The organism is Streptomyces sp. NRRL F-5650 (assembly GCF_000721365.1).
Taxonomy (GTDB): Bacteria; Actinomycetota; Actinomycetes; order Streptomycetales; family Streptomycetaceae; genus Streptomyces; species Streptomyces ardesiacus.
Map to the genome: position 1 here is coordinate 1 of NZ_JOGV01000074.1, position 17414 is coordinate 17414.

7 protein-coding genes are annotated in these 17414 nt (G+C 71.8%); 3 read left to right on the forward strand and 4 right to left on the reverse strand.

The window, feature by feature from the left end:
• From IG88_RS0136310 to rfbB, 3 genes are all read left to right on the forward strand, one after another.
• A partial coding sequence (locus IG88_RS0136310) for an ABC transporter ATP-binding protein (RefSeq protein ID WP_031050689.1) occupies nucleotides 1-687 on the forward strand: 687 nt, incomplete at its 5' end.
• A 390-nt stretch (nucleotides 688-1077) separates the two neighbouring features.
• Nucleotides 1078-1947, forward strand: coding sequence for a glucose-1-phosphate thymidylyltransferase RfbA (rfbA, locus tag IG88_RS0136315; protein ID WP_031050691.1), 870 nt, complete (start codon nucleotides 1078-1080; stop codon nucleotides 1945-1947).
• 54 nt (nucleotides 1948-2001) lie between these two features.
• On the forward strand, nucleotides 2002-2976 hold the full coding sequence (gene rfbB, locus IG88_RS0136320) for a dTDP-glucose 4,6-dehydratase (protein WP_031050694.1): 975 nt from the start codon (nucleotides 2002-2004) through the stop codon (nucleotides 2974-2976).
• Between the two features lie 77 nt (nucleotides 2977-3053).
• On the opposite strand, the gene IG88_RS0136325 is transcribed toward rfbB, so the two are convergent.
• From IG88_RS0136325 to IG88_RS0136340, 4 genes are all read right to left on the reverse strand, one after another.
• Nucleotides 3054-4628: an ATP-binding cassette domain-containing protein gene (locus IG88_RS0136325; protein WP_031050696.1), complete on the reverse strand. Its 1575-nt coding sequence runs from the start codon at nucleotides 4626-4628 to the stop codon at nucleotides 3054-3056.
• The gene (locus IG88_RS0136330; protein WP_031050699.1) at nucleotides 4625-6382 is read right to left on the reverse strand and encodes an ABC transporter ATP-binding protein/permease; all 1758 of its coding nucleotides are present in this window, start codon (nucleotides 6380-6382) and stop codon (nucleotides 4625-4627) included. The genes IG88_RS0136325 and IG88_RS0136330 overlap by 4 nt, the downstream gene beginning before the upstream one ends.
• The gene (locus IG88_RS0136335; RefSeq protein ID WP_031050701.1) at nucleotides 6379-8172 is read right to left on the reverse strand and encodes a carbamoyltransferase; all 1794 of its coding nucleotides are present in this window, start codon (nucleotides 8170-8172) and stop codon (nucleotides 6379-6381) included. The genes IG88_RS0136330 and IG88_RS0136335 overlap by 4 nt, the downstream gene beginning before the upstream one ends.
• Before the next feature lie 109 nt (nucleotides 8173-8281).
• Nucleotides 8282-17414 (reverse strand): type I polyketide synthase (locus tag IG88_RS0136340; protein WP_051852204.1); only part of this gene is annotated, 9133 nt, incomplete at its 5' end.

Sequence of the window (17414 nt, forward strand, 5' to 3'; positions counted from 1 at the left end):
GTCGGCCTCGTCGGCCCCAACGGCAGCGGCAAGTCCAGCCTCCTGCGCACCGTCTACCGCGTCCTGCGCCCCGACGCCGGCCAGGTCCGGGTCGACGGGAGCGACGCATGGGCACTGCCGGTACGGCAACTGGCCCGCACCGTGGCGGCGGTGGTCCAGGACTCGGCCGCCGACTTCGACCTGGCCGTCCGCGAGGTCGTCGCCATGGGCCGCACCCCGCACAAGGGACTCCTCGCCGGCGACACCCCCGAGGACGCCGGCCTCGTCGACCGCGCACTCCTAGCGGTCGACGCCGTCCACCTGGCCGACCGTCCCTTCGACCGGCTCTCCGGGGGCGAGCGCCAACGCGTGCTCATCGCGCGCGCCCTTGCCCAGCAGCCCACCCTCCTGGTCCTCGACGAACCCACCGACCACCTCGACATCCGCCACCAACTGTCCGTGCTCGGCACCCTGCGCCGCCTCCCCACCACCGTGCTGCTCGCCCTGCACGACCTCAACCTCGCCGCCTACTACTGCGACCGCCTCTACGTCCTGCACGACGGCGAGGTCACCGCGTCCGGACCGCCCGCCGAGATCCTCACTCCCCGTCTCCTGTCCGAGGTGTACGGGGTGGCGGCCGAAGTCGCCGCCCATCCGCGCACGGGCGCCCCGCAGGTCACGTTCCTCCCCGAAGAGCCGCGCATCTGAAGCGCCGCAATCACGACCTGCCGAACACCTCGGCCCGAACGGGTCGGAGAGGACGGGCACGACGTGAGCCGTTTCTACTGAACGGGAGCGGTCGTGCCCTGTCGAACCGCGCCCGCAGCAAGGCCCGGGAGTGGAAATCCGGACGCCAACTCCTCGGGAGAAGAGTGAAGTTGATGCCCCAGGGGGTGCCGGGAAAGAGTCCAAGGTCACGTTGACAGCAACGAGCCGGAACTCTACGCTCGCATTCGAGAACAACGGAATATCAAGTCGCCCCGGGAAGCTCTGAGCACATCACGCCGCTTTGAGAGATCTCGTCAGCGGCAGCACCCCGTGCGAGACTGAGCCGACTCTCCCTACCCATCGCTCCACCACTTACGGAAATGTGGTCGCATGAAGGGCATAGTTCTGGCCGGAGGCACCGGCACCCGGTTATACCCCTTGACGCACGCCGTCTCGAAGCAAATGCTTCCGGTATACAACAAGCCGTTGATCTACTACCCGCTCTCCGTGCTGATGCTGGGAAAGATCCGGGACGTTCTGATCATCTCCTCGCCCCAGCACCTGGGCGCCTTCCGGGAACTCCTGGGAGACGGCAGCCAGCTCGGAATCAATATCGATTACGCCGAGCAGTCGGAGCCGAACGGAATTGCCGAGGCCCTTGTCATCGGAGCCGACTTCATCGGCTCCGACGCCGTGACACTCGTACTGGGCGACAACATCTACCACGGTCCCGGATTCGGCAGACTGCTCCAGGCGGAGATGCAAAACCTGGACGGCTGTGTGCTGTTCGGCTACTCGGTCGGCGACCCCGAGCGCTACGGCATCGGCGAAGTGGATGCCGACGGCCGGTTGGTCTCCCTGCAGGAGAAGCCGGTCGCGCCCAGGTCCGATCTGGCCGTCACGGGCCTGTACGTGTACGACAACGACGTGGTGGACATGGTCAAGAACGTGCGCCCCTCGCCGCGCGGCGAGTTGGAGATCACCGATGTCAATCGCGCCTACCTGGAGCAGGGCAGGGCCAGGATGGTCAACCTCGGGCGCGGATTCGCCTGGCTGGACACCGGCACCCACGACTCGCTGCTTCAGGCCTCGCAGTTCGTCCAGACGCTGGAACAGCGCCAGGGAGTACGGATCGCATGCTTGGAGGAGATCTCCTTCCGCATGGGCTTCATCGACTCCGCGGCGTGTTACGAACTCGGCAATCAACTGGCAAACACAGATTACGGGAAGTATCTGATGGAGATTTCCGGCCACACCTGATTCTCCGCCCATTCCCCAGTAATCACATCCTGATCCCATCATGAGAGGTGGCCCGTGCGCATACTTGTCACCGGGGGTGCCGGGTTCATCGGCTCGCACTTCGTCCGGCAGGCCGTGCAGAGCTATTACCCGGAGCTGGCCGGAGCCGAGGTGACGGTGGTCGACAAGCTGACCTACGCAGGAAGAAGAGAAAACCTCACGACGGTGTCCGCGAGCCCCGGTCTGCGCTTCATCGAGGGCGACATCTGCGACACGCACCTGATGTCGGAGGCAATGCGGGGCATGGATCTCGTCGTGCACTTCGCCGCCGAGTCCCATGTCGACCGTTCCATTTCCGGGGCCGAAGAGTTCGTACGGACCAACGTGCTGGGGACGCAGTCACTGCTGACCGCCGCACTGAACACCGGGGTCGGCAAATTCGTCCATGTGTCCACCGACGAGGTGTACGGCTCCCTGGACGCGGAGGGGAAACCGTGGACGGAAGAGGAGCCCCTCTCCCCCAATTCTCCCTATGCCGCGTCGAAGGCATCCGCCGATCTCATGGTGCTCGCCTTTCACCGCACTCACGGGCTGCCGGTGTGCCTCACCCGGGGATCAAACACCTACGGCCCGTACCAGTACCCGGAAAAAATTATTCCGCTGTTCGTTTCGCGACTGCTGGCCGGCAGGAAAGTGCCGCTCTACGGTGACGGCGAGAACATGCGCGACTGGCTGCATGTCGACGACCACTGCCGGGGGATTGCACTGGTGGCCGCGGGCGGAGAATCCGGGGAGATCTACAACGTCGGTGGCGGAACTGAACTGACCAATCGCGCGCTGACCGAGCGGTTGCTCGAACTGCTCGGCAGGGACGGCTCGATGGTGGAACGTGTGGCCGACCGCAAGGGTCACGACCGGCGGTACGCCATGGACATCTCCAAGATCACCAACACCCTGGGCTACCGGCCCGCGGTCGAGTTCGACGAGGGCCTCGCGGCGACGGTCGACTGGTACCGCCGGCACCACAGCCTCTGGCAGGACGCCGCTTAGTCCTCTGCTCCCTCCGCAGCAGGAGGAGGGGCCGGGACACAGCCTTCACCGCCGTGGCCCGGCCTCTTCCTCTTCTTTCAGCCCGGCACCGCTGTCCGTGCGGTGGCCCGGGAACCCGAGACCTCCACCAGCCGGTCGCACGAGGGGAGTTCGCCACCGATGCCTGTCAGGAGCCAGCACGTGCGGTCCTGGGAGAGCCCGGCGAACAGCGCGGCCAACCGGGGGTCGGCGCCGAACGGGTCCGTACCGGCCGTCGCGTCCACCACCACCAGGGAGGGTTCGCCGGACAGAGCACGCAACAACGCCAGCCGCCAGCGGTCCTGCGAGGAAAGCGACTCGGCCGGCGTCGCGGTCCGCGGCTCGGAAGCGGTGTCGTCCGCAGCCACCACGGCGCGCAGCCGGTTCAGCCCGTCCTGTACACCGGGCCGGTCCGCGAGCCGGTCGGGGAAGGAGTCCAGCAGCCGGCTCGCCTCCTCCCGCGTGTGTTCCGGGTCCTGCGGGCACACCCGGGCGATGTGCTGCTCCACGACGGACGGGGCGAGGGTGGTGACGTCCACCCCACCGAGGCGCACCTGCCCGGACGTCGGCACGACGTCGCCGGTCAGCAGGTCACCGAGAAGCAGCCGGGTGCCGTCGGGGGTTCCGACGAGCACCGTGGTCGTGCCGCCGGGGATCTCGAACGAGACCGAGTCGAGCACGGTCGTGCCCTCCACCCGCAGGCTGACGTCGTCGAAGACGAGGTCAGTGCTGTCGGGCCAGTCAGCGCCCGGCAGGGCCTCCTGCGCCCCGGACTCATCGATGTCCAGAAGCCTGCCGATGGTGGCCATCACCTGACGTGCGTTCATGACCGTGCTGATCAGCAGAACGGCTTCCATCACGGGCCGGTAGGCGAGTACCGACAGCACGATCAGTGCGACGCCCCGGGTTCCCGAGAGCCCGTCCTCGGAGGAGACGGCCGCCGCGCAGGCTCCGACAGCGGCGCACGCGGCGAGTTCGACCGCCCGCCACAGCAGTACCTCGCCGGTGGCGGTCGGCAGGAAGCCGCCCGAGCGACTTGCGCCCCGCTGCTCGTAACTCCTGCGGAGCCACTCCGCCCCGTCCGGCTCGTCGCTGCGTGACAGCAGCCGGAACACGAGGAAGGAGCACAGCGCCAGCACGATCAGCCCCGCCGCCAGGGTCAGGGCGATCCGCAGGTTGACGAAGGCGCTGACGACGATCACGGTCAGCGGTGTGGCGACCGCGGCCACCACCGGCCGCATGACGTGAGCGGGGAGTCCCATCAGGACCACGACCGCGGTGCCGTCGAGCGCCGCCAGCCGGTCGGAACGGTCCACTCCGAGAGAGCGGTTGGGCAGTGCCGCGGTGTGCTCGGCGACCTTCCTGTGCAGGGTGGTCACCAGTTCGGCCCCCAGTTCGTTGCCGAGGGGCACGCTGCGGTGGTGAAGGACCGCGTAGACCAGGCTGACGGCCGCGAGCACGGCGATCCAGCCCCAGGGCGCTGCCGCACCGGGGGTGAGGAGGTCCGTCGTGATGGGCACCACGAAGGTGAAGGCGACCCCCTGGACGACGGCGCCCAGGAGAAGGAACAGGCAGAGAGAGGTCAGTTTCCGTCTCCCCGAGATCTGCAAGAAGCGAGCGAGCACGGCCCTCATCGGGGCACCTCCTGAGACTCGGGGGTCCCTGTGGACCCGGTGGACAGGGCCACGGGGTCCGCGGCACGGCTCGGTCCCCCGACACGGCCGAGCGGTCCGACGGGGCCGACCGGTCCGACGGGGCCGAGCAGCCCGGCGTACGGGCTGCTGGGAGCGGCCAGTTCCTCGTGCGTACCCGATGCCACCACCTTCCCGGCTTCGGTCACCACGATTACGCCGTCGACGACCGCGGGCGGACCGGTGGAGACGACCACCACGGCCGCGCGGCCCGACAGATCGGCGACCGCTGCCCGGACGATGTCCGGACGGCCTGGAAAGGCCCTCTCGTCGAGCAGGACGACCTCGCGGTCCGCGGCGAGCAGCCGGGCGAGCGCCAGCCGCTGCAGCTCGGGGTACGACTGCGGCGCCTCGGAGCCCACGATCGCGTCGTAGCCCCGGGGCAGCGCGACGATCGTGTCGTGGCAGCCGGCGGTGCGCGCGGCGCGTTCGGCCTCCGCGGTGCTGCCGTCCGCACGGTCGGCGGTGATGTACGCGCCGACGGGGCCGATCACGACGGCAGGGTCGGCCTCCACCGCGGCGAGCCGTTCCTCGGGGGTATCGGCGAGCAGCAGGTCGATGACCGAGTCCGCGCCCGCGTCGGTGGTGGCGACGACGGTCAGCACCCCGCGTTCGGGTACCTCCAGGACGGGGCTCCGGGGCGGCTCGGCCTCCGCGGCCGCGCCGTCCGCGGTGCCGGTGGTGCCCGCCTCGCCCGCCACCGCCCCGGCCGCCTCCGCCGGGGCCGTCGCTGGCGGCAGGCTCCCGGACGTGAACCGGCTCAGGCGCGCCGCGGCCTTCTTGCCCTCCCCCACCTCTTCGACGAAGTAGGTGATGGCCAGCAAGGGTGCGGCAAGACCGGCCCCGACCAGCAGGAACGGGATCAGGTCCGCGGGGGTCAGCCACTGCGAGCGGGTCAGCACGGCGCCCCCGCACACCACGAAGACGAGCACGGTCAGCGGTGAGAAGGCGATCTCGGCCAGCGCCCGACCGCCCAGCAGCAAGCCGATGCGGGAGCGGAAGAACTCGCTGAACTCGTCGGTGGCGTCGGCCAGCCGGGCTGCGGATCGCCGCGTGACGGCGGCGGTGCGGGCCCGCGTACCGGCCGGGCCGACGCGCAGCGGCAGGTCCACGGTGGGACGTACCGCGTCGATGCCACCGATGCTCTCCGTGTAGTCGGTGGCCATCTCGCGGAAGAAGCGCGCGGAGACGAAGCCGAAGACGACGAGGCCGATCAGGATCGGAGCCAGGGTGATGAGCGCCATCAGCCAGTCGACCCAGAACAGATAGCCGACCGACAGGACGAACACCAGTGCCGCCGAGAGCAGTTCCGATCCCGCTCGGCCCACCGTGACGCCCATGGAGACGATGTCACGGCCCAGTGTGGTGCCGTGCTCCTTCCAGGCGGCGTGCAGGGGCCGGGCCGCGCGTGTGCCGCGCAGCCTGCCGGTGACCGCGAGAAGCAGCGCGTCCTGGGTGCGGGTTCCGGCCTCCTTGCTGAGGAGACGGCCCACCAGTTGGACGACGAACCCGACGGCTGCCGCGGCGGCGGCCACGAGGACGAGCCGGCCGATCCTGTCCTCGTCGGGATCGGCGCCGAGCAGTTCCCGGCACACCTCGACGACGGCGAGGACGGGGCCAACGGTCGCCACCGCCCCGGCCGCCTCCAGGGCGAGTGCCGTCCGGGTGCGCCAGACGGTTCCGGCCGACGCGCTCATCGCTTGGTGACCAGGTAATCACCGAGGACCAGGAAGTCGATATCGGTTCCGAGGAAGCACTCGACCGCGTCCTTCGGGGAGTTGACCACCGGCTCGCCCGCGACGTTGAAGGAGGTGTTGACCAGACACGGCACATCGGTGCGCGCGGTGAACGCGCGCAGCAGCTCGGCCAGCCGGGGGTTGCTGTCGTCCGTCACGGTCTGGATGCGGGAGGTGGCGTCGACGTGCGTCGCGGCCGCGATGGTCTGCGTGTACTCGGGCTTCACCGGGAACACGAAGGTCATGTACGGCGAGCGCTCCTTCTTGCCCATCTCGAAGACCTTCGGCGCGTTCTCCTCCAGAACGATCGGGGCGAACGGGCGGAACGGCTCGCGGTGCTTGACGCGGGTGTTGATGATGTCCTTCATGTCCGCGTGGGACGGGTTGGCCAGGATGGAGCGGTTGCCGAGCGCGCGCGGGCCGTACTCGGTGCGGCCCTGGAACCAGCCGATGACGGTCTTGCCGCTGAGCAGCTCGGCGGTCCTCGCGACGATCGCGCCGTCGGGGTGCTCCTCCCAGACGACACGATCGGTGTAGGCGTCCAGGGTGGCGACGATCTCCTCGGCGGTGTACTCGGGGCCGAGGTAGGGCGACTTCACGGGCACGAGCGGGACGTTCTTCTCGCGGACGACGTGGGCTGCGGCACCGATGGAGACACCCGGGTCGCTGGCGCCGAAGCTGACCTCGGCGCGCTCGAACGGCAGGTCCTCCAGAAGCTTGGTGTTGTTGACGCAGTTGAGCGCCACACCGCCCTCGTAGATGAGGTCGCGCAGGTCGGTGGCGTCGGCGAGGGCGCGAAGCTGGTGCGCCGTGACCACTTCGAGGGCCTGCTGGGCGGCGCTCGCGACACGAACCTGGAACTCGAACTCACCCCGGTTGTCGTCGTTGCCGCCGAAGATCTCGTCGAAGAGGGGGAGGTAGGCGCGAGGACCGCGCGGGTCGTTGGCCAGGGCCAGCGAGTACCGCCCGGGGCCGTCGAAGGTGACGACGTGGTTCAGGATCGGGTTGTCCTCCTGGGCCGGCGGCTCGCCGAACCCGCCGAGGCCCATGACCTTGTACTCGTCGTTGTTCGGGGTGAAGCCGAGGTATCGCGTGATCTCCGCGAAGAGCTGGGCGATCGAGTTCTGGGCGTCGATCGTGAACTGCTCGAACACCTTCACCTCGCCGTCGCGGACCTCGCCCATGATGGCGCTGTCCGCCTCGCCCTGCCCGTCGCTGATGATGAACGCGGCGTCGTCGAAACCGGAGAAGGTGCGGCCGCAGGCGAGGTGGGCCCGGTGGTGCGGGACCGGGACGAGCTTCTCCTCGGGCAGCTCGTACCCGGTGTTGCGGACGAAGTCCTCGAGGATGGCGTTCTTGCCGAGCATGCCGGTGTAGAGCTCACCGAAGCCGGAGAGGGCCTGGAACTTGTACTCGGGAGGTATCGGCGATCCGGCGATCCTGGAGATGGCCGCGTCGGCGAACTCCGGGCTGAACCGCCAGCCGAAGGCGTAGACGTCGACGTCGGAGAAGTCGAGCCCCGCATGGTCGAGGACCCAGCGCATGGCGTTGATCGGGAAGGCGGTGGTCTTCTTCTGGCGGTTCATGCGCTCCTCCTCGACGGCGGCGACCAGCCTGCCGTCGATGAACAGGGCCGCGGCCGCGTCGTGACCGAGGAAGCTGTGCCGGTCGACACTGTCCTGCGTATAGCCGTAGAGCTTGCCGAACAGCTCGACGGCACGGGAGAAACCGTTGTAGCCAAGAACTATCACTGCGCTGTCTCCTCTGGTACACGGGTCACTGTGAGCCGTGGTGTCATGTGGTGGCCGGAACGAGCGGCCGGTGGTCACGAAGGCGGAACCGCCCTGTGTCCGCGTCGGTTCAGATCTCCTGGTCCGCGAGCCATCCGCGGATCGCGGCGGCGGTCACGGCGATGTGCTCCTCCATGAGGGTGAAGTGGTCGCCCTCTGTGGTGACCAGCGTGTGGGGAAGGGGCCAGGCGGCCCGCCAGCCGTCGTCGTCGCAGCCGTCGGCCTGGTGGGGCAGGGGTTTCCCGGCGCGCACGAACAGTGTCGGAGCCTTGACCTCGGCGACCGCGCACTCGTCCATCAGCGTGTGGTAATGCCCCATCGCACTGAGGCGTACGCCGTTCAACGCGTCGCTGCCGAAGAGGTGTTCTCGGGCGAAGAGCCCGTCCAGCATGGCCCGGCTCAGGTCGTCGGAGAACTGCGTACCGGCTTGGAAGGTGTCCAGGACGACGATGCCCGCGGGCGCGAGCCCTTCTCGTTCCGCCTGCGCGGCAAGGGCGTGGCCGATCAGCCCGCCCGCGGAGTGCCCGAGCAGTACGAAGGGCCGCGAGCCCACGGCCCCGCGCAGTACCTCGACCTGGAGGCGGAGGTACGCCTCGAAGGACCCCGGCACCAGCTCTCCCTCCCTGAAGCCGGGGTTGACCAGCACCTTCACATCACGCGCGCCCTGGAGCTGCTGGGCGAGCCCGACGTACTGGAGGGGGCCCGCAGTCGCCGTGATGGCCGGGACGCAGACGAGAACCGCGCGGTCCGCATCGCCCCTGGCGAGACGGACGGGTTCCTGAACGTGCTCGGGCGCACTCTCGTAGCCGAAGGAGGCCCTCAGCCGGCCTGCGGCCCGGATGAGGTCCATGCCGGTCGAACCCGCCCTGCCGAGGGCGTGGGACTGTCGGTACAGGGCCTCCAGGCTGTCGAACGGCGAGGCGGTGGCAGTCGCGCCGGTGGTGCCCGCGTCACCGGGCTCTGGCGCCGTGCCTGTGAGGCCGACGAGGTGCGCGGCGAGAAGCGCCGTGGTCGGGTACTCGAACAGCGTGGCCGCGGCGAGGTCCAGGCGCAGGAGGGAACCGAGCCGGGAGCGCATGTCGATGCCCGCCATCGAGTCCACGCCCAGGTCGATGAACTCGGCGTCCACGTCGATGGCTTCGGCACCGCCGTGCCCGAGGACCGCCGCGAGCTCGGCCCGGACGAGATCCTCGACGAGCCGGGCCCGCCGGCCGGGCTCGGCGGCCAGGATCCGCGCCACGGCGTCCTGCCCCGACCGCGCGGGGCGGGCGACGGGCCGCCCCGTCGGCGCCTGCGGGGTCGGGGCCTCGGCGTCCCGGTCCCGCCGGAAGCCGGCGGTGGGCACCGCCCGGAGAGTCAGCGTGCGGGCCTCGGCTACCGGCCGCCCCGTCGTGTCGGTCATGTGCAGGCCGAGCGCGCCGTCCCCTGCGTCGGACAGCCGTACGCGAAGGCTCGTGGTACCGGTGGCGTCGAGGACCAGCACCCCGCTCCAGGCGGCGGACAGCCACACCTGGGTGCCGGACGCGTCCGTGTCCGCCGGCTGCTCGGCGATGTGCGCGTGCAGCGCGGCGTCGAGCAGCACCGGGTGCGGGCCGCCGAAGCCGTGCCCCACGGCAAGGGCGTCGTCGGGCAGCGCCACCTCCGCGAGGATGTCGGTGCCGCTGCGCCAGGCGGCGCGCAGGCCCCGGAAGGCCGGACCGTGGACGTGGCCCCGGGCCTCCAACGCTTCGTAGAGGGCGCCGGGTTCGAGTGCCTGGGCGCCGGGCGGCGGCCAGGCGCCCGACAGCACGCGGAACTCCGAGGTGTCCACGGGGCTCCGCGGGACCGGCGCGACGACGGCACGGGCGTGGCGCGCCCACTCCCCCGCCTCCTCGCCGGCCGCGGGTTCGGGCCGGGAGTGCACGGTCAGCTCGCGCAGACCCGCCTCGTCCGCCGCACCGACCTGGACCTGGACGTGTACGGCGGCTCCCGGGTGAAGGACCAGCGGTGCTTCCAGGGCGAGTTCGGCCACCTGGGCACAGCCGAGCCTGCCTCCCGCGTACAGCGCCCAGTCGAGCAGAACACTGTCGGGGAGCACGACGGTGTCCGCGATCGCGTGGTCGGCGAGCCAGGGGGTTGTGGCCTGCGCGAGCCTTCCGGTGAACAGGGCCGTGTCGCTCTCCGCGGGCTCGATCGCGCCGGCGAGGAGCGGGTGGCCGGCGGCCGTGAGCCCGACGGTGCCCGCGTCGCCCGCAGGCGTGGGCACGTCCAGCCAGTAACGCTCGTGCTGGAAGGCGTACGTGGGTACGTCGGCGGGCGGCACGGACAGGTCGAGCAGCGCCGCCCAGTCGACGGTGCCGCCGCGCGCCCACAGTGCGGCCGCGGTCGACAGCAGTGCGGAGCGGGTCCCCTGGCCCTGCCGCAGGGCGGCGGTGACCAGAAGGTCGGGGCCTTCGGCCCCGGTGGCCGCCTCGACGGCGGTGGTCGTCTCCCGGGAGACGAGGGCGCCCAGCTCGACGACGGCCTCGACGCCGTCGCCGAGAAGCCCCTTCACGGCGGCGTCGGAGCCGGCCGGCTCTCGCAGGGTGCGGTGCCAGTGCTCGGCCCCGAGGTCGCCGGGAACAAGACACGTCCCGGTGACGGCCGAGTACATCCGTACGCGTCCCTTGCCCGCGGTGCCCCCGGCCGACGGCGTCCTCGACGGCTCCTGCGGGGAATCGGCCCCGGGGGTGCCGGCCACCGCGTCGTCGTCGTGCCGGCACTCGCGCGAGGGCAGTTGCCGCTCTTGCTCTTGCTCTTGCTCTTGCTCTTGCTCTTGCTCTTGCTCTTGCTCTTGCTCTTGCTCTTGCTCTTGCCGACGCTCGTGGCCGTGCTCGTGCTCGTGCTCGGCAAGCAGGCGGCCCTGTCCGGCGGCGAGCTGTGCGCCCTCGGTCAGGGACAGGATGCCGGCGGCGCAGGCCGCGGCGATCTCGCCGACGCCGAAGCCGACGACGGCGGCCGGGGTGATGCCGACGGCCGACCACGTCTCGGCGAGCGACACCGTGGCCGCCCACAGGGCGGGGCGGGCGACAGCCGGGTCGGCGAGCCTGCCGGGGTCGTCGCGCAGGACGTCGAGGAGTGCGAAGTCGGTGTGCGGGGCCAGGGCGGCGGCGCACTCGGCCATGGCGGACGCGAACGCCGGTGAGGTGTCCAGGAGTTCGACTGCCGCGTCGGCCAGCCCATCGGCCCGGCCGGGGAAGACGAACGCGGTCCTCAGCGGCCCGCGGGCCACCCCGCGCGTGGCGGCGGCTCCGGGGACGTCCCCGGAGGCGAGGGCGTCGAGGGCCGTGGTGAAACCCGTGACGTCCTCCGCGAGGACGACGGCGCGGTAGTCGAAGGCGGTACGGCCGGTGGCCAGTGCCACCGCCGTCCCCGCCAGGTCCACCTCGCGTGCCGCGGCGTACTCGCCCAGCCGCGCCGCCTGGGACCTCAACGCGGCGGGCGACTTCGCGGAAAGCACCCACGGCAGCACCCCACCGGCCCGCGCGCCGTCCTCGGCCACCGCCCCTTCGACCGGGGCGTCCCGCGGTGCCTCCTCCAGGATGACATGGGCGTTCGTACCACTGATCCCGAACGAGGACACACCCGCCCGCCGTACACCACGCCCCGGCCACGGGGCCCTCTCGGTCACCACCTCCACGGCACCGGACGACCAGTCGACATGGCTGGTGGGCTCAGCCACGTGCAACGTCGGGGGAACCACACCATGCCGCATGGCAAGCACCATCTTGATGACTCCGGCGACCCCCGCGGCGGCCTGCGTGTGCCCGATGTTCGACTTCACCGACCCCATCAGCAACGCACCACCGTCCGACCGCTCCTGGCCGTAGGTGGCCAACAACGCCTGTGCCTCGATCGGATCGCCCAGAGGCGTGCCCGTCCCGTGCGCCTCCACCACGTCCACATCGGCAGCACCCACGCCCGCACTCGCCAACGCCTCACGGATCACCCTCTGCTGCGACGGACCGTTCGGCGCCGTCATGCCGTTCGACGCACCGTCCTGGTTGACCGCGGTTCCCCGTACCAGGGCAAGGACACGGTGACCGTTGCGGCGGGCATCGGACAGGCGCTCCACAAGGAGCATCCCGACACCCTCACCCCAGGCCGTTCCGTCAGCGCCCTCGGCGAACGCCTTGCACCGGCCGTCGGCGGCAAGACCGCCCTGTTTGCCGAACTCCGAGAACACCGTGGGGGTCGACATCACGGCGACGCCGCCCGCGAGTGCCAGGTCGCACACGCCGCCGCGCAGCGCGGACACGGCCATGTCCAGGGCGACGAGCGACGAGGAGCAGGCGGTGTCCACGGTCACGGCAGGGCCCTCGAAGCCGAAGGTGTAGGCGATGCGGCCGGAGGCGACACTGCCCGCGTTGCCGTTGCTGAGGTACCCGGCGATCTCCTCCGGGATCTCCTGGAGCCGGGCCACGTAGTCGTGGTGCATCAGGCCCGCGTACACGCCCGTCCTGCTGTGCCGCAGGCTCGTCGGGTCGATGCCCGCACGCTCGACGGCCTCCCAGGAGGCTTCCAGGAGCAGCCGGTGCTGCGGGTCCATCGTGGTCGCCTCGCGGGGCGAGACACCGAAGAACCCCGCGTCGAACTCGGCCGCCTCGTGGAGGAATCCGCTCTCGCGCACGTACGTCGAACCGGTGCGGCCGGGCTCGGGGGCGTAGAGCCGCTCGAGGTCCCAGCCGCGGTCGTCGGGAAAGGGGCCGATGCCCTCGCGCCCGCCGTCGACCATGTCCCAGAGATCTTCGGGTGAGGAGACGCCGCCGGGGTAACGGCAGGCCATGCCGACGATGGCGACGGGGTCGTCGTCGGTGGCCCGCGCCGGGACGAGGCGTGCGCCGCGCTCCGCGGGATCCCTGAGGGTCTCGCCAAGGAAGCCGGCGAGCGCCTCGGGGCTCGGGTAGTCGAAGACGAGGGTGGTGGGGAGCTGGGCCCTCGTGGCCTCGGCCAGCCGGTTCCGGAGTTCGACGGCGGTCAGGGAGTCGAACCCGAGGGCGTCGAAGGACTGGGCGGGCGCGATGTCCTCGGACGTGGCGTGGCCGAGGACGGTGGCGACGTGCTCGCGCACCAGGTCGACGAGGGCGGCGGATCGCTCCGCCGCCGACAGGCCGAGCAGCCTCTCGTGCCAGGCCGAGGAAGCGGCCACGGGGGCCGCGGAGACACGCCGGGGGGCGGACCTCACGAGGGAGCGCAACAGCGCGGGTGGGTCGTCCTGGCCGCGCAGGTCCAGGCGTACGGGAACGGCGACCGGCTCCGCCAGCCGCACCGCCGCGTCGAACAGGTCCAGGCCCTCCTCGGCGCTGACGGCGCGCAGGCCGCCTCGGCTGATCCTGCCCCTGTCGGTGTCGCTGAGCTTCCCCGTCATGGTGCTGGGATCGGCCCACAGCCCCCATGCGAGCGAGTTCGCGGGCAGCCCCGCCGCGCGTCGGTGCCGGGCGAGCGCGTCCAGGAAGGCGTTGGCGGCGGCGTAGTTGGCCTGCCCCGGGGAGCCGAAGACGCCCGCGGCCGAGGAGAACAGGACGAACAGGTCGAGGTCCCGCTCCCGGGTGAGCTCGTGCAGGTGCCAGGCGGCATCCGCCTTGGGCCGCAGCACGGTCTCCAGTCGCTCGGCGGTCTGCGCGGTGACCGTCCCGTCGTCGAGCACGCCCGCGGCGTGCACCACGCCGCGCAGTTCGGGCAGGGAGTCGACGAGTGCGGCCAGCGCGGGCCGTTGGGAGACGTCGCAGGCGGCGAGGCGCACTTCCGCGCCCGCCGCACGGAGTTCCTCGGCGAGTTCGGCGGCTCCCGACGCGTCGGCACCGCGCCGCCCGGCGAGCACCAGGTCCCGGACGCCGTGGGCGGTGACCAGGTGGCGGGCCACGGCGGACCCGATGACGCCGGTGCCACCGGTGACCAGGACAGTGCCCTGTCCGGTGTACGCGGCGGGGGCGTCGGGAGCGTCGGGAGCGGTGCGTATCAGGCGTCGCACGAAGATGCCGTCGCCGCGCACGGCGATCTCGGTCTCCTGGTCGGCGAGTGCGGCGTGCACGGCGGGCCAGGGGATGTCGGCGAGCCCGGCGTCGGGGGCCAGGTCGAGCAGCGCGAACCGCTCGGGGTGCTCGGAGCGCGCCGAGCGCACCAGGCCGTGCACCGCGGCCTGCGCCGGGTCGGCGGCCTCTCCGGGGTGGACCGCGACGGCGCCCCTGGTCAGTACGGTCAGCCGGGCCGGGGCGGTGCCGTCGTGCGCGAGCCAGGCACGGATGCGCTCCAGGGCGTGTCCCACACGGGCTCGTACCCTTTCGAGGGCGTCGGTGCCGCCGTCTTCCACGCAGTCCAGGAGCACGGCGTCGGCGGCCGCCAACTCGTCGAGACCGGTGTCCGGGCCCCAGACCCGCGGAGCCGCTTCCCCGGCGGTGGCGTCCTGTGCCCCCGCGTGACGGGGTTCCCAGGCTTCGGTGAACAGGGACTCCGCGAGCAGCGCGCGCCTCGGGCCCACGGGGGTCTCCGAGACGGGCCGCAGCACGAGTTCGTCGATGCCGGCGACGGGGGTGCCGGTGGTGTCGGCGATCCGTACGCGGACGGTGGCGGCGCCCACGGTCGTCAGGCGGACGCGGACGGTGCGGGCGCCGCTCGCCCACAGCCGCACGCCGGCCCAGGCGAACGGCAGCCGGGAGGTGTTCTCGGCCTCGTCGGCCACGCCGGCGAGGCCGATGCCGTGCAGGGCGGCGTCCAGCAGGGCCGGGTGCACGCCGAATCCCGCGACGTCGTCCGCCGCGGCCTCGGGCAGCTCCACGTCCGCGAAGAAGTCGGTGCCGCGGCGCCAGGCCCTGCGCAGCCCCTGGAAGGTGGGGCCGTAGGCGTAGCCCTGCTCGGCGAGGGCGGGGTAGAAGTCCTCGATCCCGACCGGGGCCGCGCCGCGGGGTGGCCACACCGCACCGGTGACCGCGCCGAAGCCGTCTGCCTCCGGTTGCCGGTCCGGAGGGGCGACCATGCCCTGGGCGTGCAGGACCCACTCGGTCTCCACGCCACTCGTCCCGTCGTCGGACGGTTCGGGGCGCGAGTGCACGACGACGTGACGGTTGCCCTCGTCGTCGGCGGGACCCACGCCGACCTGGAGCTGCACGGCGTCCTCGGGGGAGAGGACGAGCGGGGTCGCCAGGGTCAGGTCGCGAATCCGGCCGCAGCCCACGGTCTGCCCCGCGCGCAGGGCGAGTTCGACGAAGGCGGTGCCCGGAAGGAGCACGGCGCCCAGGACGGCGTGGTCGGCGAGCCAGGGATGGGTGGCGAGCGAGAGACGGCCGGTCAGCACGGCGCCGCCGGCCGAGTCTCCGTGGGCGACGCTGACGGCGGCTCCGAGCAGCGGGTGGTCGAGTCCGGCGAGTCCCGCGCCGCTCACGTCGCCCGAGCGGCGCGACGGGTCGTGGGGCCAGAAACGCTTCGGTTCGAAGGGGTACGTGGGCAGGTCCCGGGCCGCGGGTACGGCGGGCAGCAGCGCACGCCAGTCCACCGCGGCACCCCCGGCCCACAGGGCACCGACCGCCCTCAGCAGGGTCGCGACCGCGGGGCGTTGGCGGTGGGCCACGAAGGCGACGGTGACGGAGCGGCCCCCGGCGAGGCAGTCCTCCAGGGGCCGGGAGAGCACGGCGTGCGGGCCGATCTCCAGGAAGGCGTCCACGCGCGTCTCCGCTGCGCGCACGGCGTCCTGGAAGCGGACGGCTTCGCGGGCGTGCCGCACCCAGTAGTCCGGCGACGTGATGTCGTCCGCCGCCGGTTCACCGGTGACGGTGGAGACCATCGGGACGGTCGGGCGGGAGAAGGTGAGGCGTGCGAGCACGGAGCGGAACTCTTCGAGCATGGGCTCCATGAGCGGCGAGTGGAAGGCGTGGCTGACCTGGAGCCTGCGAAGACGCCGCCCTGCCCGTGCGGCGGCCTCGGCCACCTGGTCGACGGCGTCCGATGCACCGGACACGACCACGGCGGAGGGACCGTTGACCGCGGCGATCGCCACCTGCCGCCGGTGCTGCTCGGGGAGGGCGCGCAACCATGCCTCGGCCTGCTCCTGAGTGGCGTCGAGGGCCAGCATGGCGCCGCCGCCCGGGAGTCGCTGCATGAGGGCACCGCGGGCGACGGCCAGGGTCGCCGCGTCCTCGAGGGAGAGCACTCCGGCCACATGGGCGGCGGCGATCTCACCGATGGAGTGGCCGAGGACGACGTCCGGGCGTACGCCCCATGCCTCCAGGGTGCGGAACAGCGCGACCTCGACGGCGAAAAGGGCGATCTGGGTGTAGCCGGTCCGATGGATCAGGTCCGCGTGGTCCGTGGGGCGGCCGGCGGAGCCGGCGAGTACCACGTCCGCCAGCCCCACGTCGAGGTGCGGGTCGGCGGCTGCGCAGACGGCGTCGAACGACTCGGCGAACACGGGCAGTTGTTCGTACCACTGACCTCCCATGCCTGCCCACTGGGAGCCCTGCCCGGCGAAGACGAAGGCGGCCTTGAAGTCGGGCTCTGCCGTGCCGCGGACGAGGTGGCGGCCCGCGCTGCCCTTGTCCGCGAGGGTGGCGAGGGCCGCGGTGAAGCCCGCGGTGTCCTCGGCTAAGACGACGGCACGGTGCTCGAAAGCGGCTCGGCCGGTGGCCAGCGCGACCGCCGTCCCCGCCAGGTCCGCCTCGCGTGCCGCGGCGTGTTCCCGCAGCCGCGCCGCCTGGGATCTCAAGGCGGAGGGCGACTTCGCGGAAAGCACCCACGGCAGCACACCGGCGGCCTCCCGCCCCGCCTCGCCCTCGCCCGCGCTCTCGCCCTCGCCCGGGGCCACGACCTCGCCGCCGGGGGTGTCCCGCGGGGCTTCCTCCAGGACGACGTGGGCGTTCGTACCACTGATCCCGAAGGAGGACACGCCCGCGCGCCGCACCCCCTGCCCCGGCCACGCGGCCCTCTCCGTAGCCAGCTCCACCGCGCCGGCATCCCAGTCGACCTGGCTACTGGGCTCGTCCACGTGCAGCGTCGGTGGCACCACCCCGTGCCGCATCGCCAGCACCATCTTGATGACGCCCGCGATGCCGGCGGCGGCCTGGGTGTGACCGATGTTGGACTTGACCGAGCCCAGTAGCAACGGGCGGCCCTCGGGGCGGTCCTGGCCGTACGTGGCGAGCAGGGCCTGGGCCTCGATCGGGTCGCCGAGGGACGTACCCGTGCCGTGCGCCTCC

What these genes read in the sequence shown, in the direction of transcription:
- rfbA (WP_031050691.1), top strand. Translation starts at nt 1,078, where the DNA reads ATGAAGGGCATAGTTCTGGCCGGAGGCACCGGCACCCGGTTATACCCC.
- IG88_RS0136325 (WP_031050696.1), bottom strand. Translation starts at nt 4,628, where the DNA reads ATGAGGGCCGTGCTCGCTCGCTTCTTGCAGATCTCGGGGAGACGGAAA.
- IG88_RS0136330 (WP_031050699.1), bottom strand. Translation starts at nt 6,382, where the DNA reads ATGAGCGCGTCGGCCGGAACCGTCTGGCGCACCCGGACGGCACTCGCC.